24 protein-coding genes are annotated in these 23,681 nt (G+C 45.7%); 15 read left to right on the top strand and 9 right to left on the bottom strand.

Translation table 11 applies throughout. The features are described from left to right. Positions 1-445 precede the first annotated feature (445 nt). From iolE to C9J01_RS04280, 9 genes are all read left to right on the top strand, one after another. Positions 446-1,339 (top strand): myo-inosose-2 dehydratase, encoded by an 894-nt coding sequence (gene iolE / locus C9J01_RS04320; protein ID WP_107296856.1) that lies wholly within the window; start codon positions 446-448, stop codon positions 1,337-1,339. 118 nt (positions 1,340-1,457) lie between these two features. Further along, on the top strand, positions 1,458-3,329 hold the full coding sequence (iolD, locus tag C9J01_RS04315) for a 3D-(3,5/4)-trihydroxycyclohexane-1,2-dione acylhydrolase (decyclizing) (RefSeq protein ID WP_107296855.1): 1,872 nt from the start codon (positions 1,458-1,460) through the stop codon (positions 3,327-3,329). Between the two features lie 156 nt (positions 3,330-3,485). Beyond that, positions 3,486-4,661, top strand: a complete 1,176-nt coding sequence (locus C9J01_RS04310; RefSeq protein WP_107296854.1) for a Gfo/Idh/MocA family protein — start codon at positions 3,486-3,488, stop codon at positions 4,659-4,661. A gap of 18 nt (positions 4,662-4,679) precedes the next feature. Then, entirely contained in the window at positions 4,680-5,675 is a 996-nt protein-coding gene (iolC, locus tag C9J01_RS04305) for a 5-dehydro-2-deoxygluconokinase (RefSeq protein ID WP_107296853.1), read from the top strand. Between the two features lie 184 nt (positions 5,676-5,859). Then, positions 5,860-6,729: a 5-deoxy-glucuronate isomerase gene (locus tag C9J01_RS04300; RefSeq protein ID WP_107296852.1), complete on the top strand. Its 870-nt coding sequence runs from the start codon at positions 5,860-5,862 to the stop codon at positions 6,727-6,729. Between the two features lie 11 nt (positions 6,730-6,740). Beyond that, complete coding sequence (locus tag C9J01_RS04295; RefSeq protein ID WP_107296851.1) at positions 6,741-7,568, top strand: class II fructose-bisphosphate aldolase; 828 nt, start codon at positions 6,741-6,743, stop codon at positions 7,566-7,568. Between the two features lie 76 nt (positions 7,569-7,644). Further along, positions 7,645-8,487, top strand: coding sequence for a MurR/RpiR family transcriptional regulator (locus tag C9J01_RS04290; RefSeq protein ID WP_107296850.1), 843 nt, complete (start codon positions 7,645-7,647; stop codon positions 8,485-8,487). A 252-nt stretch (positions 8,488-8,739) separates the two neighbouring features. Beyond that, a complete protein-coding gene (locus C9J01_RS04285; protein WP_107296849.1) occupies positions 8,740-9,567 on the top strand; it encodes a sugar phosphate isomerase/epimerase family protein in 828 nt (275 codons plus the stop codon). A gap of 93 nt (positions 9,568-9,660) precedes the next feature. Beyond that, positions 9,661-10,551 (top strand): DMT family transporter, encoded by an 891-nt coding sequence (locus C9J01_RS04280; protein ID WP_107296848.1) that lies wholly within the window; start codon positions 9,661-9,663, stop codon positions 10,549-10,551. 93 nt (positions 10,552-10,644) lie between these two features. On the opposite strand, the gene C9J01_RS04275 is transcribed toward C9J01_RS04280, so the two are convergent. After that, complete coding sequence (locus C9J01_RS04275; protein ID WP_107296847.1) at positions 10,645-11,454, bottom strand: IclR family transcriptional regulator; 810 nt, start codon at positions 11,452-11,454, stop codon at positions 10,645-10,647. A gap of 165 nt (positions 11,455-11,619) precedes the next feature. On the opposite strand from C9J01_RS04275, the gene pta reads away from it, so the two are divergent. Continuing rightward, complete coding sequence (pta, locus tag C9J01_RS04270) at positions 11,620-12,624, top strand: phosphate acetyltransferase (protein ID WP_107296846.1); 1,005 nt, start codon at positions 11,620-11,622, stop codon at positions 12,622-12,624. 31 nt (positions 12,625-12,655) lie between these two features. Further along, on the top strand, positions 12,656-13,411 hold the full coding sequence (locus tag C9J01_RS04265) for a sulfite exporter TauE/SafE family protein (protein ID WP_419686444.1): 756 nt from the start codon (positions 12,656-12,658) through the stop codon (positions 13,409-13,411). A gap of 29 nt (positions 13,412-13,440) precedes the next feature. Here the strand turns inward: C9J01_RS04265 and C9J01_RS04260 are convergent, their stop codons facing one another. The 3 genes from C9J01_RS04260 to C9J01_RS04250 form a co-directional block, all read right to left on the bottom strand. After that, positions 13,441-14,118: a ribosome recycling factor family protein gene (locus C9J01_RS04260; protein ID WP_237156863.1), complete on the bottom strand. Its 678-nt coding sequence runs from the start codon at positions 14,116-14,118 to the stop codon at positions 13,441-13,443. Positions 14,119-14,204: 86 nt separating this feature from the next. Continuing rightward, positions 14,205-14,579, bottom strand: coding sequence for a hypothetical protein (locus C9J01_RS04255; RefSeq protein ID WP_107296843.1), 375 nt, complete (start codon positions 14,577-14,579; stop codon positions 14,205-14,207). A 407-nt stretch (positions 14,580-14,986) separates the two neighbouring features. Beyond that, positions 14,987-15,445, bottom strand: a complete 459-nt coding sequence (locus C9J01_RS04250) for a GNAT family N-acetyltransferase (RefSeq protein WP_107296842.1) — start codon at positions 15,443-15,445, stop codon at positions 14,987-14,989. Positions 15,446-15,833: 388 nt separating this feature from the next. On the opposite strand from C9J01_RS04250, the gene C9J01_RS04245 reads away from it, so the two are divergent. Then, positions 15,834-16,817, top strand: coding sequence for a hypothetical protein (locus C9J01_RS04245; protein WP_107296841.1), 984 nt, complete (start codon positions 15,834-15,836; stop codon positions 16,815-16,817). A gap of 105 nt (positions 16,818-16,922) precedes the next feature. Here C9J01_RS04245 and C9J01_RS04240 read toward each other — a convergent pair whose 3' ends face one another. Beyond that, complete coding sequence (locus C9J01_RS04240; protein WP_107296840.1) at positions 16,923-17,417, bottom strand: YcxB family protein; 495 nt, start codon at positions 17,415-17,417, stop codon at positions 16,923-16,925. Between the two features lie 501 nt (positions 17,418-17,918). Here C9J01_RS04240 and C9J01_RS04235 point away from each other — a divergent pair. Both C9J01_RS04235 and C9J01_RS04230 read left to right on the top strand, forming a co-directional pair. Next, entirely contained in the window at positions 17,919-19,001 is a 1,083-nt protein-coding gene (locus C9J01_RS04235) for an L-dopachrome tautomerase-related protein (RefSeq protein WP_107296839.1), read from the top strand. 28 nt (positions 19,002-19,029) lie between these two features. After that, the gene (locus C9J01_RS04230; RefSeq protein ID WP_107297420.1) at positions 19,030-19,809 is read left to right on the top strand and encodes a glycine betaine ABC transporter substrate-binding protein; all 780 of its coding nucleotides are present in this window, start codon (positions 19,030-19,032) and stop codon (positions 19,807-19,809) included. Positions 19,810-19,947: 138 nt separating this feature from the next. Here the strand turns inward: C9J01_RS04230 and C9J01_RS04225 are convergent, their stop codons facing one another. Further along, a complete protein-coding gene (locus tag C9J01_RS04225) occupies positions 19,948-20,559 on the bottom strand; it encodes an NAD(P)H-dependent oxidoreductase (protein WP_107296838.1) in 612 nt (203 codons plus the stop codon). Between the two features lie 21 nt (positions 20,560-20,580). Continuing rightward, positions 20,581-21,474 carry a haloalkane dehalogenase gene (locus C9J01_RS04220; RefSeq protein ID WP_107296837.1) on the bottom strand — a complete coding sequence of 298 codons (894 nt, stop codon included), beginning with the start codon at positions 21,472-21,474 and terminating at the stop codon, positions 20,581-20,583. A gap of 144 nt (positions 21,475-21,618) precedes the next feature. Here C9J01_RS04220 and C9J01_RS04215 point away from each other — a divergent pair, with 144 nt between their 5' ends. After that, complete coding sequence (locus C9J01_RS04215; RefSeq protein WP_107296836.1) at positions 21,619-22,185, top strand: TetR/AcrR family transcriptional regulator; 567 nt, start codon at positions 21,619-21,621, stop codon at positions 22,183-22,185. A gap of 115 nt (positions 22,186-22,300) precedes the next feature. Here the strand turns inward: C9J01_RS04215 and C9J01_RS04210 are convergent, their stop codons facing one another. Next, complete coding sequence (locus tag C9J01_RS04210) at positions 22,301-23,044, bottom strand: dimethyl sulfoxide reductase anchor subunit family protein (protein ID WP_107296835.1); 744 nt, start codon at positions 23,042-23,044, stop codon at positions 22,301-22,303. Positions 23,045-23,046: 2 nt separating this feature from the next. Further along, a complete protein-coding gene (locus tag C9J01_RS04205; RefSeq protein WP_107296834.1) occupies positions 23,047-23,667 on the bottom strand; it encodes a DMSO/selenate family reductase complex B subunit in 621 nt (206 codons plus the stop codon). Positions 23,668-23,681: the final 14 nt, after the last annotated feature.

Raw genomic sequence — 23,681 nt, 5'->3', positions numbered from 1 at the left:
TAATAGTAATTTATTGCTTTGATAATAATTTTCCACTTGGTGACGGCGTAAATCATAAGCGCACAGGATTTATACGGCTATAGCGAATAGGTGGTTTTGTCTAAAAATGATACTTACGTCAAATTGCGAAAAATATTTTCCGTGAGATTGTTTTTGGTTAAATCATTGTTTTATATGCATTAAATGTAACTGTGATCTTGCTCAAGAAATTCTTCTAAGCCGCATGATTACTGGGGTTTTTTCATTTCTGTTGGAAAAAATGAAAACGATTGTTACTTGTGAAAAATATTTTTCGTTTTTATTTTTTCGGTTATAGTGATTTCCAGTGAAGCAAATGGTGCAGATTGAAAAACGGTTCAGAGATTCCCAAAGAACATATTCCACTGGACTGACCACAATCGTCACCGACCCGGAATTTAATAATCAAAAAAATTGGAGTACAAACATGAGCAATGTTCAATATGGAATCAGCCCACTGACCTGGACTAACGATGATATGCCAGAACTTGGCGGCGAAATCCCATTGGAAACATGTTTGAGTGAAATGGCGGAAGCTGGCTTTACTGGTACTGAACTAGGTACTAAATACCCTCGTGAGCCAGAAGTGCTTATCCCTCTTCTTGAACAACACGGTCTGGTTCTAGCCTCTGGCTGGTACAGCGGTAACTTGATGACGCTAACGGCTGAAGAAGAAATCGCTGCGATGCAAGACCATATCAAGCTTCTAAAAGCTGCGGGTTGTAACGCGATGGTATTTGGTGAAGTGAGCAATACCGTTCACGGTGATATCAACACTCCACTATCTCAGCGCGTTATCCTAACAATGGATGAGTGGAAAGCTTACTGCGAGAAGTTAACCACAGTAGCTGAGTACCTACTTAACGAGCACGGCATCAAGCTGTCTTTCCACCACCACGTGGGCACTATCTGTGAGACTGAAGACGACATCAACCTAATGATGGAGCTTACAGGCGACGCTGTTCACCTAACACTGGACACAGGCCACATCACATACGGCGGCGGTAACCCTGTCACCATGATCAAGCGTTGGGGCCACCGTATCGGCCACATGCACTTTAAAGACCTACGTCTAGACGTTATGAAGGCCGCTCGCGATGCAGACAAATCATTCCTTAACGCAGTTCTTGATGGTGTATTCACCGTTCCTGGCACTGGCGACGTTGATTACGATGATGTTTTCGCTGCACTGAAAGAGCGCGATTACAAAGGCTGGCTACTGGTTGAAGCTGAGCAGGATCCTGCCAAAGCGCACCCACTAACTTACGCGAAAACTGCATACGAGAATATCACTGGCTACGCCAAGAAATACGGCCTGTAAGTTAAGGCTCTAAGGTAAGGGGGCAGGCTAGGCCCCCTTAACATCTCACCGCAAAGATCAAACACAACTGTAGTGAGAAAAGGATTTATTTTTCGACTATCGAAAAACGAGGAAGACAATGAAGACTGTACGCCTGACTGTTGCTGAAGCGCTTGCTAAGTACCTTGCAGCACAAATGATTGAAATTGATGGAAAGAAAGAACAACTTTTTGGTGCCGCTTTTGCGATTTTCGGTCACGGCAATGTGACGTGTTTCGGCCAGCAGCTAAAAAATATTGAAGATAAAATTCCAACCTGGCGTGGTCAGAACGAACAGTCGATGGCAACTGCGGCCATTGCATACGCGAAAGCGAACCAGCGTCGTCGAATCGGTATTGCAACCAGCTCTATCGGCCCGGGTGCAACTAACATGGTCACCGCTGCTGGTATCGCGCACACTAACCGTCTGCCTCTTCTACTTATTGCTGGTGATGCTTATGTTAGCCGCCTACCAGATCCAGTTTTACAACAGCCGGAGAACTTTGAAGATCCGTCTGTGACATCAAACGATGCCTTCAAGCCGCTGACCCGCTACTGGGACCGCGTACTATCGCCATCTCAGCTAATGCACACGCTGCCGCAAGCGCTTGATACTATGCTAGACCCAGCCACTTGTGGCCCGGTTTTCCTTGGCCTGCCGCAAGATATCCAGGGCGTGGCTTACGACTTCCCTGAAGTGTTCTTTGCCGAGAAAGTACACCGTATCCGCCGTCCAGAGCCTGAAATGATTGTTCTGGAAGAGGCGAAAGAGATCCTGATGCAGGCGAAAAAGCCATTGATCATCTCAGGTGGCGGCGTGCACTACTCACTAGCCACTGACGAGCTAGCTGATTTTGCAGGCAAGCACAACATCCCTGTGGTCGAGACCATTGCCGGTCGCGCAACTATGCTGCAGGACAACCCGCTGAACGCTGGTCCAATCGGGGTTACCGGTTCAGATTCTGCCAACCACATGGCTAACGAAGCTGACGTGGTACTGGCTATCGGTACTCGCCTACAAGACTTCACTACCGGCTCTTGGACTGTATTTAAGAACCCAGAGATGAAGCTGGTCAGCATCAACGTGGCGAAGTTCGATGCCATCAAGCACATGTCCTACCCAGTATTAGGTGATGCCAAAACATCCATGACCAAGCTCTCTGCACTACTTGGCGACTGGCGTTCGGGCGATGAGTGGTCGGCCAAAGCCAAAGCAGAAGCGGATGAGTGGAAAGAGTTGGTTCACCGCCGTACCAATCCACAAGAAGGCGACCTGCTACCGGGCATGTCTTCTTACGCAGAAGTCATCGGCAAGCTTAACAAGTCGATGGAAAAAGGCGACACCGTGCTGACAGCAGCAGGTGGCCTACCTGCTGAGCTATCGATGAACTGGCAGAACTACCAGATCGGTAAATTCGATATCGACTTCGGTTACTCATGCATGGGTTACGAAATTGCCGGCGGTTGGGGTGCGAAGATTGCCAACCCAGACAACGATGTTGTCGTGCTAGTTGGTGACGGTTCATACCTTATCCAGAACTCAGACATCTACTCATCAGTACTAACTGGTCACAAGATGATTGTGGTGGTGTGTGACAACGGCGGTTTCGCGGTTATCAACAAGCTACAGAACAACACCGGTAACGAGTCTTTCAACAACCTGCTTGAAGACTGCCGCCGCCCAGATGGCGAGTTGGCCCGCGTAGATTTTGCCAAGCACGCAGAAGCGCAAGGTGCGATTTCCGAGAAGCTGACCTCTGTCGACGAGTTTGATGCAGCATTCGCCCGCGCCAAAGAAGCTGACCGTACTTACGTGATTGTGGTTGATATCGACCCAGTATCACCAGCGGCATGGTCTAAGTGTGACTGCTGGTGGGAAGTAGGGTTGCCTGAAGTGACTCGCAACGAGCACACCGCGAAGAAAGTCGCGGATTGGGAAGAAGGCCGAGCCACTCAGCGCCGCGGTGTATAGAGGATTTATTAACCAAGGGGCTCTTTTAACCGAGAGCCTCTGAGAATAAAAACTTTGTATTAAAGAACTCAGTAAACAAGAACAAATTATTTCCAATATCTGAAACGCAGGTCTCTCTTAAAAAGTAGTAAGGGATACCTGACAAGGAGTGAAGCCATGTTTAATGAAGAACGTCATTTTGATCAACCTATCCGTTGGGCAATGGTAGGCGGCGGTCGTGGTAGCCAGATTGGTTACTCTCACCGTAACGCTGCGCAGCGTGATGGTTTGTTCAAGTTGGTAGCCGGTGCTTTCGACCTTGATCCACAGCGCTGCCGTGACTTCGGTGAAAACCTCGGCCTTGATGGCGACCGTTGTTACGCCAACTACAAAGAGATGTTCGAGCAAGAAGCTCAGCGTGAAGACGGCATCCAAGCGGTTTCTATTGCAACGCCAAACTCGACCCACTACGAAATCTGCAAGGCAGCACTTGAATCAAACCTACACGTGGTGTGTGAAAAGCCAATTACCTTTACCACCGAAGAAGCAGAAGAGCTTAAGGAAATTGCGGCGAAGAATAACCGTGTTATCGGCGTTATGTACGGCTACAGCGGTTTCCCAATGGTCCAGCAGGCACGTGAAATGGTTAAACGTGGTGACCTAGGTGAGATTCGCGTTATCAACATGCAGTTCGCGCATGGCTTCCACAATGAAGAATATGAGCTTAACGATCCAGGCCTTAAGTGGCGTGTAAGCCCTGAAGTTTCTGGCCCAACTTACGTGCTAGGTGATATCGGTACCCATGCATTCTACCTATGTGAAGTGATGACTGGCCTAGAAGTTGATCGCCTATCTTGTATGCGCCAGAGCTTCATTAAATCGCGTACACCGCTAGAAGATAATGCCCACGTGATGATGGAGTTCAAAGGCGGTGCCGTCGGTACGCTTTGGGCATCAGCTGTAAATGCGGGTTCTATGCACCAGCAGAAGATCCGTATCGTAGGCTCTAAGGCATCTATCGAATGGTGGGACGAGCAGCCTAACCAACTACGCTACGAAATTCAGGGTGAGCCACCTCGCATTCTTGACCGTGGAATGGGCTACCTATACCAAGATGCTGAAGGTGTTGCCGCTAACCGTGTTGGTGGTGGTCATGCAGAAGGCTATTTCGAGTCTTGGGCAAACCTGTATCACCGCTTTGCTTTGGCATTTGATGCGGCAGACCGTGATGATCAGGAAACACTGGCTGGTATCTGGTTCCCAGGTATTGATGCCGGTATCGAAGGTGTTCGCCTATGCGAGAAATGTGTTGAGTCGGCTGACCAGAACGCAGCTTGGGTTGAATATAAGTAATTAGTAAAAGGACGGACAATGACAAAGATTGCACTTCAGCAAGACCGTAAGCTGGATGCCATCGTGTTGGGACGTGCGGGCGTAGATCTTTACGCCCGTGAACCAAACACGGATATGGCGGATATTTCTGGCTTTAACAAGTTTGTCGGTGGCTCTGCAGCCAATATTGCAGTGGCAATCAATAAACTAGGCAGCAAAGTAGGATTCATTGGCTGTGTCGCTGATGATGCATTCGGTGGCTATGTTAAGCAATACATGTCAGGTCAGGGTATCAATCTTGACGGCATGATGACTGACAGTTCAGGGTCGCGCACCTCTGTCGCGTTCACCGAGATGAAGCCAAGTGATTGTACGGTTTTGATTTACCGTAACAACGCTTCTGACTTGACCATCAAGCCAGAGCAGGTAGACCCAGAGTATATCGCCAGTGCCAAAGTGTTGGTTGTTACCGGCACGGCACTGTCTGAAAGCCCAAGCCGGGAAGCGACATTGATTGCGATGGAGCATGCTCGCCGCAGCAATACGCTCGTGGTCTTGGATGTTGATTACCGCCCATATTCATGGCGTACAGATGTCGATGCATCAATCTATTACGGCATTGCAGCTGGTTTGTCCGATATCGTTATCGGCAACCGTGAAGAGTTCGACATGATGGAAACCGTGCTGGCACCAGGCAACAAGGATGACGATGCAACAGCAGAGAGATTCCTGCGTGCTAATACCCAGGTTGTGGTGATTAAAGCCGGTGAGTTTGGTTCGAAAGTCTACTGCCGCGACGGTCACAAGTTCCAGCAGGGCATCTTCCGCGTTGAAGTTCAGAAGCCATTTGGCTCGGGTGACTCATTCGCTGGCGGCCTGATTTGGACACTGGTTAATGGCGGCGAATTGGAAGACGGCGTGAAACATGGCTCTGCAGCCGCCGCAATTAATGTCAGCGGCAATAGCTGTACTGAAGCAATGCCAACTAAAGAACAATTATTCGATTTTATTGAGACCAGAGAACAAAGCCTTTGATAAACCACCTCCGGACGAAGTGATTAAAGGAAATTAGGTCTCTGCCGGGCCGGTATTTTTACTGGGCACGCTTAGGAAGGGTACAAACCATCGAGGCCCGGCCTTTTTATTCAAACAAATTAGACTGATACACGCTGCGCTGGTTGATATCCGTTTTAAAGCAGGGCAGTGAGGAGAGAGAAACATGGGCAAGCATATCCAACCATTTGATAACAAGAACCAACCAATCATCGACGTTAATGATGAAGTCACGCCATTGTGCTACTTCAACCAAGTTCGTTTGGCTCAGGGTGAGCAGCACCAGCACGTTGTTGAAGGCTATGAGTCTGTCATCGTTCTAGCTGGCGGGACCTGTTCAATCACTGTGACCAACGGTGAAAAGACCGAAGTATTCGATAATATCGGTAAGCGGAAGTCAGTATGGGATGGTAATCCTGAAGCAGTTTATGTCCCGCTGGGATATAGCGCTACCATTGACTGTGTTAGCGATACTGCTGATGTCATGATCGCCGGCGGTAAGTTTGAGCAGTCACTAGAACCTTTCTGTGTCCGTGAAGAGAATGTCGATATTGTTCAATATGGTTCTGACGATACTAAAACTCACCGTAAAATCAAGCACGTACTAGGGCAGTCAAATGCCGACAACCGTGGTCGCTTGTTGGTGAGTGAGCTGTTTACTGTCGGTGCCGGTGGTTGGTCGGGATTCCCTCCTCACAAACATGATGAAGACCGTGTTAAGCCTGACGGTAGCAAAGAGACACTATACGAAGAAGTGTACCAGTTCCGCTTTAACCCAGATTTTGGCTTCGGTGCCCAGTTCCTGTATGAGCACGAGGATGATTTCGGTCCGGTTTACCATGTGCGTACCGGTTCTGTGATTGCCATCGACAAAGGCTATCACCCAAGTGTGGCGGCTCCTGGTTACGAAATGTACTACTTCACTATCATCGTGGGTAAAACCGAGAAGTCGCTGATCCAGCACTTTGACCCGCACCATGAGTACCAGGTTGAGACGATCCCTGGTATCAAGGACATGATCGCCAAATTCAAATAAGGAGGGGCAGTATGCTCGTAAGCTTGAAAGAATTATTGCCCCAGGCAGCTGAATCTGACTACGCGGTGCCTTGCTTTAACGTATTTGGCTATGAGGATGCTTGTGCTGTGGTAGAAGCCGCTGAAGCGGTGGGTAAACCGGTTATCCTTGCCTGCAACAAAGATGTTGCTGATTTCTATGGGGTAGAAACTGCTGCGGCTATGTTGCTGCCGCTGGCTCACAATAGTTCAGTACCTGTTTGCCTGCACCTAGATCATACCTATGAGGAAGACGTGGTGTACCGCGCCTTGAAAGCCGGGTTTAGCTCAGTCATGTTCGATGGCTCGCAATTACCGCTTGATGAGAACATCGCCCGTACGCGCGCAGTGGCAGATGTGGCGCATGCACTGGGTGCATCGGTAGAAGGTGAAATTGGCTCAGTTCCTTACGAGGAAGGCCGTGATCATATCAAGTCAATTTATACCGAGCCGGAAGATGCGTTGCGCTTTGCCAAAGAAAGTGGTGCTGATTGTGTCGCCATTTCTGTCGGAAACGTTCACCGATTGACCGAGCCTACATGTACTATTGATTTCGGTCGTTTAGATCGTATTGCGAATATGGTAGATATTCCTTTGGTTATTCATGGTACTAGTGGGATCCGTGATGAAGATATGCAAGTGCTTAAACGTACCCGTGTATCTAAATTCAATATCGGGACATGCCTGCGCCAGGCGTTGGGTCATAACTTGCGCGATTTTATGAACGCGGAGCCACAAAAGTTTGATCGTATCTACTTTATGAAAAAAGCAATGCCTTTTGTGAAAGAAGAAGCGATTCGCAACTTTGAATTATTATCATAAACTATAGCCTCAGGTGCTAAGCACTTGAGGTATTCTTATTTTGTAGTATTGCTTTCGGGCAGGAGAGCGGCCAATTATGGATGTTGAAGAACAAGTACCAGCTGACTTAGATACGCTGCGTGAGCTTATTGTTAAGCGATACGACAGCCTAAGTGGACGGCTACAACAGGTTGCTGACTTTGTGATGGCGCAACCAATGCTGGTGGCAGTCGAAACAATGGCGACTATTGCTGAGCAGGCCAATGTTCCTTTGTCTACACTGAGCCGGTTTTCGAATGCGATGGGCTATTCTGGCTTTAGCTCAATGCAGTCGCTATTCCGTGACCAGTATCTAAATCGTCCCCGTGACTATATCGAGCGTGTTCGCAAAGCGCGTGAAACTGATGAAGTGAGCCAAGACTCACCGATGGCTATTTTCCAAGATTTTGGCCAGGCCAATATCGAAGCCATGGAACAATTGCAAATGTCTGTTTCACCGCAGAAACTTGAAAGGGCGGTGAGTTTACTCGATGAGGCTGAGACCATTTATATTCAGGGCATGCGCCGTGCGTACCCTGTTGCTTTCTATCTCTGGTACGCCTTGATGAAGTCAGACAACAACGTAGTTTTGCTTGATGATCATGGCGGTATGCTGTCGCCAATGACGCGTCGTATGAATGAAAAAGACGTGCTGGTCACCGTGACTTACAGCCCTTATGCCCCAGAGACCAGTAGTTTGATTGATGCGGCGTTTGAAAAGAAGGTTCCGATTGTCGCCATTACCGATAATCAGATGACCTCACAGGGCAGCAAAATGGAAGTGTGTTTCGAGGTGCTCGAAGGTGAGATAATGGGCTTCCGTTCACTGAGTAGTTCACTCTATTTGGCCCAAACCTTGGCTGTTAGCTTAATGTGCCAGGAAGTGAAGCAAGAGCCGTAGAATAAGTCACTCTGCTTTAACTTTATATTTCCTTTAAATTGAGTAACCAAGTTATAAAAATAACTTGGTTACCTATATCTAAGTGTCTTTGCATTGGTATCGAATAAAAAGGACGCTTAGTTATAAGTAAATAATCAATTTACTCGTAACACAGATAAATATACTCAGCTACATCTCTCATTAGGGTAGGTGCTTTCGACGTGGCGCCTAGGAACTTTACTGTACGGCATTTGTTGTCGATAAGGATTCAAAATGCGTTTTGCTCTTCATGGAATGTGTTCGCTTCATAGTAATATTCTTTCTGATATTCGTTTGGCAAAAGAAACGGGCTATCAGGGTTTAGAGATTCATACCGAAAAACTTTGGCGATATATTAACGCTGGCTTTACCAGTGAAGAATTTAAGGCGCGACTTGATGCAGCTAATATTACACCGTCAGCGATTGATATTATTGGTGGGGTAGAAGCGGCAACGAAAGAAGAGCAACAGCGTGTATTCAAAGAGGCAGAAATTTTATGTCGCTTTGCCAAAGATATCGGTGCACCAACTATTCAGCTCAATGCTTTTGAAAGCCTTAATGCTTTTAGCACCGAAGAAAACATTCAGCTAACGGCTAAGAATATTCGTTCGATTGCCGATATTGGTCGCGAGCATGGTATTCGCTTCCAATACGAAGGGGCTGCCTGGACACCAATTGCAACGTTGGAAGACTACTATCGATTGCTCGATGCGGTAGGGCGTGATAATTTTGGCTTTGTGTTAGATACATGGCACCTGTGGGCATGTCGCGGTGCTACCCTTGAGCAGATCTCGCAAGTTGATAAATCACTGATTTACAATGTTCACCTTTCGGATGGTAAACGTCCGGCTGAAGGCCAACCATGGGTTGATGAAAGGGAACTGCGTGGCTTCTACATCGGTGAGGGTGATATCCCGATGCAAGAGTGGGTAGACGCCTTACTACAGACAGGGTATGACGGTTTCTTCTCTGGCGAGTTCCTCAATGATCAATTGTGGGAACATGACCATTATGAAGTTGCAGAAAAAATGCTGAATGGGATGAAAGCATTAGTAAAATAGCCGACAAGGAGTTGCGGCTAATATTTGGAATAATACGTTGAATGTAATTTGTTGTTATTTTCTGTGCGCGACTGACATTGAGGGTGTTTTGTAATGAACCTTGAGCGTCGTGCAGATTTAATACTGGTCGCAACAACAATATTGGCAGCTGCCGGGTGGATCTTCTCCAAAGAAGCTATTCAGGGGCTGCCAGCTTTTGGTTTTATCGGTCTGCGTTTTGTGTTGGCTTCTTTATGCCTACTGGTGTTTTGCTTTCGCGATATCAAAAAAGTAGAAAAAGCGCTGATCCCTAAAGCATTAGGGGTCGGTTGTATCCTAGGTACGGCTCTCTTGCTTTGGATCCATGCCATAGCGGTTAGCGATACACTGGGTGAAGGCGCATTTATCATGAGCCTATCTATGTTATTTGTCCCTTTGATTGCATGGCCTATGTTCAAAGCTAAACCGCCGAGGACTTTTTGGTTGGCTTTGCCTATCGCTTTCGCCGGCCTGCTGATGTTATCGCTTGGTGGTGGTAATGGCTGGCAAATGTCAGCAAGCCAGTTATGGTTCATGGCTTCTGCGGTGATGTTGGCGGTGCATTTTAATTTCAACAGCCAGTATGCACGGAAGTTCCCGACGTTACTATTGACATGCCTTCAGCTCTTTAGCATTGGCTGTATGGGGTTAATTGCCTCATTGATGTTTGAAACATGGCCTGAATCAGTCAGTATGACCACATGGGGTTGGTTCGCGTTGAGTATGCTGGTTGCAACCAGTTTGCGTTATGTGATGCAGACGATGGGTCAGAAACACAGTACTGCGTCCAATGCAGCCATCATTATGATCTTAGAGCCGGTTTGGACAGTTATTTTAAGCGTGATCTGGTATGCCGAAGAAATGCCTGCCAATAAGTTAGCGGGATGTTTGATGATTCTGTTAGCCTTGTTTACCTATCGTGGTCTTGGTCATGTCATTGGCTTTATTACCAAAAAAGTGGCTTAACTATCATTCAAACCAACTAACGAATAGCATCCATTGAAATGAAACAGGCTTGCGTTATGCAAGCCTGTTTTTTTTAAGTTAAATATTGAGCTGTTACATCGCCTCGGCCCAACTCTCGGCTTCAATTTTTGCCAGTGCAGCAGCAGCGCGTTGAAGGGCAGGAAGGAAGTGCAGAGCCTGTTCCGGTTTCAGACGCATTATTGGCGCTTGAATAGCGATCCCTAGGTTTGAGCGTCCCCGCTCTGATGGCACCAGTACCGCAACACAAAATAGTCCAGGAAGAAACTCTTCATTGTCGATGGCATAACCATTGGCTTTAACCAAATCCAATTCATCATCCAGTTTGTCAAAGTCGATAATAGTCTTCTCGGTATACTGGGTGAGCGGAACATTTTTCAGTAATCGGCGGCGCTGGGAGGGACTCATATTGGCTAGAAAGAGTTTGCCTGTCGCCGAACAGTGAACAGGAACACGAGAGCCCGGATGAAGGTAAAATCGCAGCGGGGCTTCTGTTTCAACACGGTCGACATAGATAATTTCGCCCCCCGACAATGCGGTTAGATTACAGCTTTCACCGACTTCTTCTTTTAATTGTGTCAATACCGCGTGGCGGGCACTGTGGGTGGTGCTGTTGAGCAACAGCTTTTCAGCAAGATTGCGAAGCCTGACCCCTGAGCTGTAGTGGCGGTCGTCGCCGTCACGTTGAATGATCCCCGCAGTTTCAAGCTGTTGCAGCATTCGGTGAAGGGTAGGTTTGGGTAGGCCAGTTTCTTCTACCAGGCTTTGCAGTGAGAAAAATTCGTCCTTTCCGGCAATCACTTCCAACAGGGAAAAAAGGCGTAGGGTTGGGGTGTCGCCCTCTATACGTGTTTGTTCCATAGGCTCTTTCACGATAGCAGTCATTGTTATATCCATTTAGTACCTTTCTACATAATACTATCAATTTTTCCAATTATTTGAATTTACGTTGACGATATAAGAGATGATGGTTAAAATTTACCCGGATATCAACTTTTGGAATAATTTGTCTCATTATTTGTTGTTTTTGAGGCCAGTGAAGGCAGACTCATGAAAGCAATCCACCGAATAATTGAACAGGCCCAAAAGCAGCCTAAACGTATTGTGTTGTGTGAAGCAGAAGATGCCCGCGTGTTGGCTGCAGCGCAAATGACCTACCAGCAAGGTATTGCTGACATTATCTTGGTTGGTCGCCAGAGAAAGATTCAGACTGTTGCTAGAGCGGAAGGGATAGATGTCGATGGTATGGAAATTATCGATCCTGAGCTGTCGGATTTATCCCATACATTTGCTATTTCCCTCTATGAACTGCGTGCCAAGAAAGGCATGTCACAACAGCAGGCTAAACAAGAAGTACAAAAGCCACTGTGTTTTGCCAACCTAATGGTCAAGCATGGTTTGGCTGATGGCTCCGTTGCCGGTGCCGTTCATACAACAGGGGATGTTGTGCGAAACGCAATTCAACTGATTGGGATGGCTAAGGGTTCAAAATTAGTCTCGAGTTTCTTTCTCATGATGCTGTGCCAGCCATTTCATCATTTAAAAGGCGGGATGATTTTTTCTGATTGTGGATTGGTGGTGGACCCAGATGAAGAGCAACTTGCAGATATTGCGCTTTCTGCTGCAGGTAGTGCGCGGAGCCTACTGATGGTGGAGCCGAAAGTTGCCATGCTGTCCTTCTCTACCAATGGTAGTGCCAAGCATAGCGCAGTCGATAAGGTCATCGCTGCTTCAGAAAGGGTCAAACACCAAGCTCCTGAATTAGCCATTGATAACGATATCCAGTTGGATGCGGCCATTGTCGCGGAAATTGCCCAGCGAAAACTGCCAGATTCAAAGGTAAAAGGGCAGTCCAATGTGTTGGTTTTCCCTAATTTGGAGGCGGGCAATATTGGCTATAAATTAGCTGAGCGGGTAGGTGGTGCCGTCGCTATTGGTCCCTTGCTACAAGGACTAGCTAAGCCGGCTAATGACCTTTCCAGAGGCTGTAGTGTGGATGATATCTACCATGTTATCGCTGTGACTGTTGTCCAGGCCCAGCAGGGGCCTAAATAACATGGTTTTGGAAAGCATTAGCCTTGAAGGCATTCCCCTTGAAGGAATTGCTATGCTACTCGCCATTATCATGGTAGGTACCTACTTCCAGACTGTTACTGGTTTTGGGTTAGGTATCATTGTGATCGGGGCATCAACGGCGTTTGGGCTGACCTCTGTGGCAATTATGGCTGCCGTGGTGAGCTTGGTGACGTTGGCAAATTGTGCCTTTGCCCTGCCGGGTTCAACGAAATGCATTGAATGGAAATCTGTCCGGCTGGTGGTTATCGGCGTGCTGCCTGGTGTGGTTGCAGGTGTCGTACTCTTGGAATACTTAAGCCACTCGGCAGCCAGTGTTTTGCAATGCTTGGTCGGAGTGATGATTGTTTATAGTGGGCTGAATTTTATGTTGAGGCCATCTGTACGCGCCGAACGGTCTGGTGATACCAGTTTCTTTGTTAGTGGGTTTAGCTCAGGTTTGACTGGCGGGTTGTTTGGAATGGCAGGGCCGCCATTGGTCTATCAGTTCTATCGCCAGCCGTTTGATATCACAACGATCCGCAATATGTTATTGGTCGTGTTCGCCTGTACATCTGCATCACGCAGTGTGTTTGTCGGCGTGCAAGGTCAGTTGAGTGCAGAAATTTTGTTCCTGACAGCCGTATCACTGCCAATAGTGACATTAACAACTTATCTCGGACGCCGGTTTCCTCCACCATTTAGCGCTGAAACGATGCGGCGGATTGTTTTTGGTTTGCTGATGGTTATTGGGAGCTACTTGATCTTATCGGCCTTACAAGGACATTAATCGATCAGGATATGTTGATCAGGCTAAAGCTAGAGTTCGAAGTAATCATCTAACGCTTTTCTGGCCTCTGCTGTCGAACAGTTGGTCAGAAAGCACAGCTCGGCAACGGTAATTGCTGGATTATCGATAACATAGGAGAGGAGAGTGCGAGGCTGCTCTGTTGTGCCGTAGTCGAAATTTATGTCCTCGATATCGTGATATTTCGCAAGGCGCTTGTGGATAGATTTTCCGATAGCAGCTAAAGGTTCGCTAGGTGAATCTTGCAAGATCGATTGCAGAGCGTTTAATTTGGCGAGCGATCCAGTGAGTTCAAGGTGCCTCTGATGAGCTTTGCGTTTCGTCTTAATACCAATTTCAGCTAGTTTCTCGAGCAAGACGCTTCGATTTGATTTGCCGAGGGTAACCGTGATGTTCTTGATTTCAAACGTAGCTGATTCACTGTCTTCACCAATCTGTTCAAGACCGCTAAGGTAGTTTTGGTAGACTCGCTGCCATTTCAAACAGTTCTTTGAACCAACTAGCTGGCCAAAATCAGTCTTTATCATTACTAAATCGGAATAGGTACCGATCAGGGCGTAATTTCGGCTGCGGCGAATCCGTTTGACCACACAAGCATACGGCGCGATAACGGCATTGATTTCTGAAATACCGGCAGTTGTAATTTTATGCGCCAAGGAGGGCAGGTTGATTGAAATGCTTGGCTTCATCATGAATCGTAAGTTGTGGGGATAGCGAATGCTTTAAAAAGAGCACCGTGTTACGCGATGCCCTTTTTAAGCTTGATATCTAACGCTTATTCAACGTTACAATCAGTACAGCTTTGCAGTGCGATTTCATGCTCAAACACAGCTGTTTCGTTACCTTCTGCAAATAGTTCAGCGATTTCATCAGCAACTTCTTGCTCATCTTCCGCTTCAACTTGGTTTGCTAGCTCTTCTTCAGGGTAACCAAAAAAGTTCAGCAGCAAGTAATCACGTGCTTCTTCTTTAGTGCAAGTTACGTTAACTGAAAGATCAGGCTCAACTTTGCCTTGCTTGATAATCGTAGCCAATTGTGCAACAGCATCTTCTTTCATTGCTGGTGTTAACCAGCCTAGATCCGTGCTTACTTTGGTTTTTTTGCAGTTAAAACAAGGAAGTTGATGAAAGAAATATTGAAAAGTCGTCATGGGTAATTCTTCATTGAGTATCGTATAGCGAGATTATGCTGATTTTTTAGCAAAAGACTATCTTATTAGGTGTTTATTCCTGAATTGGCGGAGGAGTTTTGGAGTAGGCTACGGCTTATTTTCTCTTGCCTGCAATAGCCACAACAGCATCGGCTATCAGAATAAGGCCGGTTGCGAGGTAGTCTCGCCACTCTATCAGACGAGATACAAAAGGTGAGGTTGCCTTGATAGAGCCTATTGAAATGGGGCTGATTTCAAACGTCTATTGCGCTTTCAACGAAAATGGTGACTAGACACCTGAGATTAAGCGATTTATCGATTTTCGTCTTTTATACGGTTTGGGTGATAAGAGATTCTGGACTGGATCGAGTCAGAATAGCTTACAGCTTGGCACAGAAAGCATTTAATCAAATATCCTCATACCAAAATTCGTGAATTAACTCGGGTTCACGTATTGCTCCGGTCGATTCATATAGTGATAAAGCGGCTTTGTTATCGACATCGGTACCTACCCATAAACTTGAAACCCCTTGACCTTTTAATTCACTTTTCAGAAAACTAACCATGCGTGTAGCAACTCCTTTTCTTCGATAGCTAGGGGATACTTCGATTTCGTAAAAGTAAGCCATATATTCGGCACGCTCTAGCTTTGGCATTATGTAAGCACTCAGAAAGCCAATTGGCTCATCATCATGAACGGCAAGGATCAAGACATTACTTGTACAAGAGAGGAAGCCTTTTAGGTGCTCAACGGTTGATGTGAGGGCTTCCCCCTCTTTTCCCGGTAGAAGCTTCTTTATCGCAGCTAATGCAAGATGTTCATCGCCGCAACCAAGCTGCCGAACTTCTATAATTTTGTTTTCCATGAAACGTCCTTAGAGTAAGCTTGCATTTTCATGATACAGAACACTGATCCTATCAAGGATAAGTGTGATTAAGTAGATGAATAACAAAGAAGTTTGATAGATGTTCAGTTCGACGGGATACTCATGCTATTAGAATAGAAAAAGTAAGTCATAGGACCAAATGTTCCTACTATCAAAAGGTTTAAATTAGAGCTATAGGAGTGATTATGCTTTGTGCAGAGTTGGTTGACAGGACTCAGGCTTTACTAATCATCGTCTTTCATCCCCTTACGGCTAAATGCTCACTAAAAGTAGTCATTTTAAATATTGAGTAGATTAAGGCTTAATTGTATTCACTTAACGTTACAACTACGCTTGATACCAACGCTTCTCATCGGATATCCATAAAATGAACAATCCAAAGAATCAAATTCTTGCCCTGTCATCTGTGATTTTACTCGCTACGGGCTGTTCTCCAGAAACGGATATGAAAGCTGGTACTAATATCAGTGATTACAGCGGGTCTGCCAGCATAACCCAAGGTGTTGCTAAAACGGTAGAGGCTAATCTATTTGAGTGTGAGAATGGACATAGCCGGGTTTCGGGTATTGGGGAAATTACAGATGCTGAAGGAAAAGTTTGGACAGTCCCCGCTAAAAATAATTTTGCTACTGCACCGAAAGCCTTCGACTTATATGAAGAGTGTGCAAACATCATTCCCAAGGGGCTTGATGATGTAGATGTGGACTCCGTACCTGTCGCTGTTATAGATTCTGATGGTGAAGAAATCACCGGCTATATTTTTGCTGATAATTACTTTGAACTGTATATCAATGGTACTCTCGTAGCCGTTGATACCGTACCGTTTACACCATTTAATTCAAGTATTGTGAAGTTTAAGGTTAAAAAGCCTTATACGATTGCAGTTAAAGTGATTGATTGGGAAGAAAACTTAGGTTTGGGCACTGAAGATAATCGTGGAAAGGCCTATCACCCAGGAGACGGTGGTTTTATTGCTAGCTTTAGTGATGGGACAGTCACAAATTCAGACTGGCAAGCACAAGTATTCTATACCGCACCGATTTATGACCTGACTTGTCTTAGTGAGGGTGAAGGTCGTCGCCTCTCAGAAACTTGTACCACCGAAGGTACAGATGAAGGCCAGAATGCTTATGCTGCTCATTGGGAAACCCCGAGCAATTGGATGGGGAAGGAGTTTGATTCAACATCTTGGCCTCAAGCAACGTTATACTCGGAAGATGAGATTGGCGTAGACAACAAAAAAGCCTACATGAACTTCATTGAAAAATTCAGTGGGGCGGGGGCGAGTTTTATTTGGTCTACAAATGTCGTTTTGGATAACCAAGTTCTACTGAGGTACGAGGTTAAGTGAAGATCCGGTGAATAATTAGCTTTAAAGAAAGTCTGCCAGTGGCAGACTTTTTAGTTTTCTTTGCTTAGAAATTGCTATTAGAAAAGTATATTTCACGCAATGACGCTAGTTCTTTTTTGATACTGCGTGCTGCTCAACCATGAAAGCGATCACTTCATCATTTAAGCAAGATTTACTGACATATTGGCGCTGTTTACCCATGTGAAGGATTAAACCTAACTCACTTTGTTGAACTTGGTCTATATTATTCCAGGCGATGTGATGAGTTTTTTTACCTCTTGTATAACTTACTCCTGTAGAGTCAACTTGAAATCCCACCTTGCTACCAGCGCTTGAGCTGATTGTTTGTCGCCATAACCACCAGGTTCTCTTAAAGTAAACACTGAGTGCTTCGATAACACTCAAAACAATAAAGAACCATCCAACGTAATTGTCGGATAGTAGCTCAAATTTGACTAAAACCACCCCAAAAACAAGAAAAAGCAATGCTTTTAAATAGGATTTTGGAAATTCAGTAGGGCGGCTAGTTTGATCATAACATTCGGCAAAGAAGGGCTTGTCGAGGGTGTATTCTGTAGTGAATTCAAAATCTTTAGACATATCTGGCTACTTTGAGGTTTTCTGTTAATGAGTATCCCATGCTGGGAGGTCGCAACTCGAGCATTGGCTTGCAGCTTAAGTATTGTAAAGCCTCTCAGTGCTTTTCTTTAGCTGTTTTGATCCTCTTTTGTAAATCAATACTACCGACCGGGACTTTGTATTGGTAGAGATCTACGCTGCTTCCCTCGGTATGCAAGTACATTTTAAGCAACTTCGCGACTCTTTTTTATTTGAGAGTTTTTCAAATTGAATTTGATAATCATAGCGGATGCTCAACTACGCTTTAGTTTGTTTGGTTAATTAATGCACGGAATGGATTAAGTCACTTATCCAATATCAAATTTCATTTGAGAATAATTCAATTATTACCATGTTTATCATTAGATTCCTCGAGTCTATGATAAATCAACACGAGAGAGGAGCGGCTTAACCCTTTCTAATTTTGATAAATCTACGAATTTTCAGGCCTTTGGGTAGCCAAAGACCTAGGAGTACTGCGCCATGAAGATGAGCAATACATTATTAGCACTAGCCACCGCAATGACAATGAACACAGCACAAGCAGCGGATATTGAAGTTGTTGCCAAGCTTGACGGAACACGACCGGGCAATATTACGGTAACCGAACAAGGGCGCACTTTTCTTTCGATGCAACCTCTTGATGCCCCTGAATTACGTGTTGTTGAGCTACTAAAAGACGGCACCACAAAAGCATTCCCTAACCAAGATTGGGCCGATGGCCCAGAAAAAGGTGATGTGGGTTTTTCTTCTGTGATTGGTATCGATAGCACGCCAGATGGCGTGGTATGGATCCTTGATATGGGCAGTGAAAATGCACCTGCACAAATTGTAGCGTGGGACAGTGTTAATAATCGCTTGTTTAAACAAATAGAAATAAGCAAAGAGGTGATGGTTGCCAACTCTTTCCTGCAAGACTTTGCCTTAGATACCAAGCGAAACCTAATGTACATAGCTGATACCAGCCTAGGTAACCTTTTCGGCGAGCCAACTCCAGCTTTTGTGGTGGTTGATCTTGAAACAGGAAAATCACGCCGTGTGTTGGAATCACATCCTGCCTTGCTATCACCTCTGCATGATCTTGAGATTGACGGTTCATTGATGGCCGCTAAACGTGAAGATGGTAGCGTAGATGCGTTGTATCTGGGCTTAAACCCGATAACCATCGATAAAGAATTCGAGTGGGTTTACTTTGGTACAGTCAATGGCAGCGCCATATATCGTATTCCTGCCAGCGCGTTGGCTAACAATAAGTTATCTGATCAATCCCTTGCCGAAGAGATTGAGTTTTATAGTGAAAAGCGCCCAAGTGATGGCATGATCATTAGCGATACTGGCGTTATCTATGTCGGTGATGTGGAGAAAAACGCAATTGGTATGGTCCGTAATGGCCAATATCAGATTTTTGCGCAGGATGATAAGCGTTTGTCATGGGCAGATGGCTTCTCGATCCAAAATGGGTATCTGTATGTCACGCAAAACTCACTCCACCTCAATCCTGCATTAAATGAAGGCGAGGAAGGTGCCACCAAACCTTATCACGTTTTACGCATCAAGCTTGATTAACGCTTTCAACATTATGGTTGTAGATATTATGAAAAACACAATTGCTATCGGCGTTACCGATCTCTCATTCCACCGTGTTACTGCCTCATTGGTAACCCATGTGCTGACGGATATGGGCTTTGAGGTCACACGTCATTATGCACCACATCAAGATAACTTTGCCCAGATAAAATCAGGTTCCGTTGATATGTTGTCATCGGCATGGTTGCCATCCAGTCATGGGATCTACAAAGAGGATGTTGAGACGGTTCAATCCCTACTGGAACTTGGCCTTCACTATGAACCTTATGCTCTGTGGGGGGTACCAGATTATGTACCTGAGCAAGCCGTTTCGCAGGTAAGTGATTTACTTAAGCCTGATGTCATCGCCAAAATGGCCCATGATATCCAAGGCATTAATCCCGGCGCTGGCATTAGCCGTTTTTCGAAGGAAATGATGGAGGCATATGGCTTATCCAATGCGGGATATCGTTTTCATACCGGAAGTGAAGAGGATTGTTTTGGGACTTTTGAGCGCGCTGTGGCAGAACAAAAATGGGTAGTTGTTCCGCTCTGGAAGCCTCAATTCTTACATTACAAATACTTGATTCGTGAGATTCAGGAGCCAAAAGGCCTGCTCGGCATTGTTGATCGCGCCGTGTTATTACTGCGTGAAGATCGCGCGCATTTATTTACCAGTGAGCAATTAGATCAACTCGACAACCTACGTTTTTCCAATGAAATTATCGCAGCACTTGATTATCAAGTATGCAGAGAAGGCAAGGCACTTGATGAAGTGACCCGTGCTTGGTTGGATGCACAGGTATAAATCACCTTTATATTTACACCGTTCACAACCCTGATTTTCAGAGAATTTTGCTACTAACTTTGAGATGCTCTATTCAGGTCTAGGTGCGCTCTATTGAGCGCACCTACGTCTTTTAATTCAGTCATGGCAAAACAGACATTAAGCTAAGCCAAGATCTTCATAAACGGTTTCGAGATCAGAGCTCATGCTGTCATAAAGATACTGTCTAGGGTCAGAGCGTTTGGGATCATCTATTTTCGCGACTAGTTGGCGACCAAATTCCTCAATGGTTTCTTGTTCCGCTGCATCCGCATTGAACATATACTCCGGCTGAAGGTAATTCATCTGAGTGAGGTTGGCTGTTAATTGAAATGGTCGCAGTAAATCCGGCACCGTGGTAAAAATATCAAACCCGGAATAGAACTTCTCCCGTCCACCAACAGAGACCACAACCTGCATATCTTTACCTTTCAATTTTTCTCCGTCTGGGCCATATGCGAAATTGTATGCCAGTACATCATCCAACCATTTCTTCAACAATGGTGGCATGGAATACCAGTAGAAAGGAAATTGAAGAATGATTCGATCATGCTCTTCTAACAACGCTTGTTCTTTTTCGACATCGATTTGAAAGTCCGGATACTCAGTATAAAGATCCCGGCTGGTGGTGATTTTGCCTGACTCTTCAAGTTGAGTTTTCCACGTATTGTTATTTCTTGAGCCTTGAAGGTTAGGGTGAAAAACAAGGTTTAGAATTTTCATATTATCCATCCAATACTGCTTGGCTTGTGGTTAAAGATTAAAGTGTTTGAGCGCCGCTTCTGCGACTTCTTTACCAAATTCTTGGACGAAATGACCGGCTTCTGGGACTTGCATTGGCTCAGGGCAGCCTTTGATAAGCTGTTGCATGTGATTCATCACAACAGGACCAAGCATTTTGTCTTTCATGCCTACCGCCATGAAGGTGTGGCCTTGCCATTGGGTACTCCAAAATGGCACAGCGGCAGAAGATATCTCAATGCAAGCTTGTTCTGGGTTAGCAACCATCTTTGGCATTTTCCGCACTGCCGCTTTGTAGCTTTCATCTGGGAAAGGGGCTGCATAGGCGTAGGCTTCTTCATCATCGAGAGTCGGTGCATACTTTTTCATGAAAGTGTCGAGAGCCAACTCTTCTGGATCGACAATGTCACTTTTCCACTCAAGAAAAGCCGGTTGTGTAACGGGTTCCATCAGCAGGCCGGTGTTCATGATGATTAAGCGCTTGAATCGCTCTGGCATTGCTTGGGGTAAAGTCAGGCCAAGTAGTCCCCCCCAATCTTGAACAACTAGCGTAATGTTATTCAAGTTCAGGTGTTCAATTAACTGGAGCAGGTAGTTGCGATGAAACTCGAAGGTGTGGGTTTGTTCGGAAACGGGCTTGTCTGATTTGCCAAAACCAATGAGGTCAGGCGCAATAACACGGGCCCCAGTCTCAGCAAAGACAGGGATCATCTTACGATATAGGTAGCTCCAAGTCGGCTCACCATGAAGCAACAAGAAGACCTCGTCAGAACCAGCATCTCCTTCATCCAAATAGTGGCCCCGAATGCCCTCGTATCCTTTTAGTTCAGATACATAGTTTGGGCCGAATGGGTAATCCTTCAAGTTTTCGAATCTAGTCTCTGGTGTGCGTAGTACCTGGGTCATCTTTTCTTCTCCGCCTGTAAGGGATATTTTTAGGTCGCCTGACCTAGTATTTGCAAATTTAGGTCGTCCGACCTAAAATGTCAACGTGGTTTTTTGAGTGATTTGCTCAAACAAGTTTAAATTGCTGTTTTGATGGCGGAAATAATGAGTAAAAAAAAAGCAAAGACGGAAAAAATTCTCGATGTCTCTATTGAGCTTTTAAAAAGTGAAGGTGATTTCGGGATAACAATGCGAAAGGTCGCCACACTTGCAGATATGTCGCTGAGCAATGTGCAGTACTACTTCAAAAATAAAGATGCTTTGCTCATTGCGATGGCCGATCGTTACTTCCAGCAATGCCTTGACGAAATTAGTAGCCAGCCAGAACTTGCCGAGCAACAAGATCTCAAGCCATTAGTTCATGCATTTCTTGCCCATGGCCTTGAGATTTCGGATATGTGTCGGATTTTTAGAGAATATTGGGCACTATCAACAAGAAATGAGGCGATCGAAGACTATCTATCGAAGTATTACCAAACCTTGGCAGGCATCCTTTCCGATAAGCTTCAGCACCTAGCCGTTGACGAGAGCTCGCTGGGCAAAGCCGTCTCGATATTTATTCCATATGTCGAGGGCTATTCAATTACTGCCAAGTCGCTACCACAAGACTTTGAGGTTATGAGTGCAGTTTTGAGTGATGTTATGTGGAAATGCTTACGGCGGGAGTTTTAACGCCAATTGTGTAATGGTTTCTTGTTTCATCGCGGGTGTTAAACCGCCAAGAACAGTGAGTTATTCAGCCGTTAAATGATGGCGGCAACCTAGTTTTGCCGCCATTCCGTCTTGTTTACAATAACTGGAAAAAGGCTATCCGGCCTGAGAGTTCGCCAAGTATCACCACTGATAGTGGGATCGCAATGTGGAAGCGCTGTGTCATGACAATCCAGCCACCTGTGGCTATTAGGGCGACTTTGGCCATAAGCAAATTAAGTGCTTGGCCTGATAGTAGCCCAAGTCCCTGAGCGTGGATTGCAGTCATAATGACTGTAAATACAGACAGAGTGATTACAGCGCAAAACAAGCTATTAAATAAAATGCCTGGTTTTGTAGCTGCCGCTACTGTGGTTGCGACTATGGCTGCAGTCATGAACATGCTGATGGTGGTCAAGGGCGTATTCCAAGCCGGCACGGTTTCTATTTGATAAACCGTGCTGATGGCCGCAATTAAAGCAATGCCCGAGATTGTGCTGACGATCAGTATTTTGCGGACGTTTTCAATCTTTGGCTTCGATAGGCTGTAAATTGCAATTAGGCTAAATACAATCACTGCGAATAATCCTGTCGCCAGGATTTCGTTAGATATTGGAGAAGAACCTATCATCCTAAGGCTGTTGAAAGCTCTTAGGGGCTGGCCTAGGTGTGTAATTGATGCCAGTCCTCCGATAGTAACGAGGGCAGCACTGACGATGATCGGTAACCTTAATTGGGTAGTGTGCTCATTATCAGCAAAACTCCACACTGCAGTTATCAGCATCAAACCCACTGCGGACTGAAGGAAAACGGTAAATAGAACGAGTGAGAAATTCTCCATGATTAAACCTCCTGTGGATTCAGCAGTGAACCTGTAGCGTTCGTATTTGGTTCGCTGTCAGGATGACCAACAATTACGATATTTGGCTGAGTAAGTGCTGAGACAGGTAGTGGTGCGATATCTCTTTCGTTGCCATACTTTTTACGTAATTCTGAGATAGCCCCAAACTCAAGGGCGCGTTGCGGGCAAGAGTCGATACAAATCGGTTGTTTACCTTCATTGACTAAGTCGATACACCCATCACATTTGCTCATGACTTTTTTAGTGGGATCAAATTGAGGCGCGCCATACGGGCAGCGCATCTCGCAGTATCGACAGCCGATACAGACATCTTGGTTAACAAGTACCAGCCCGTTATCTTCCCGCTTGTGCATAGCGCCTGTTGGACAGCCCTTAACACATGCGGGGTCGTCACAATGGTTGCAGCTGACTGACATGTAATAGGCAAAGGTATTTTGGTGCCACGCTCCGTCACTATCCTGTTGCCATCGGCCACCCGCGAACTCAGATACACGGCGGAATTTAGGGCCGATTTCTAGGTCGTTTTTATCTTTGCAGGCCACCTGACAAGTTTTACAGCCAGAGCACCGGTCAGACAGTATCGCAAATCCTAATTGTTCCATAATGGTTTAATCTC

This window comes from Photobacterium rosenbergii (assembly GCF_003026455.1).
GTDB classification, from domain to species: domain Bacteria; phylum Pseudomonadota; class Gammaproteobacteria; order Enterobacterales; family Vibrionaceae; genus Photobacterium; species Photobacterium rosenbergii.
Note: the sequence above shows the minus strand (reverse complement) of the source record. Positions and strands in the feature narration are given on the sequence as shown.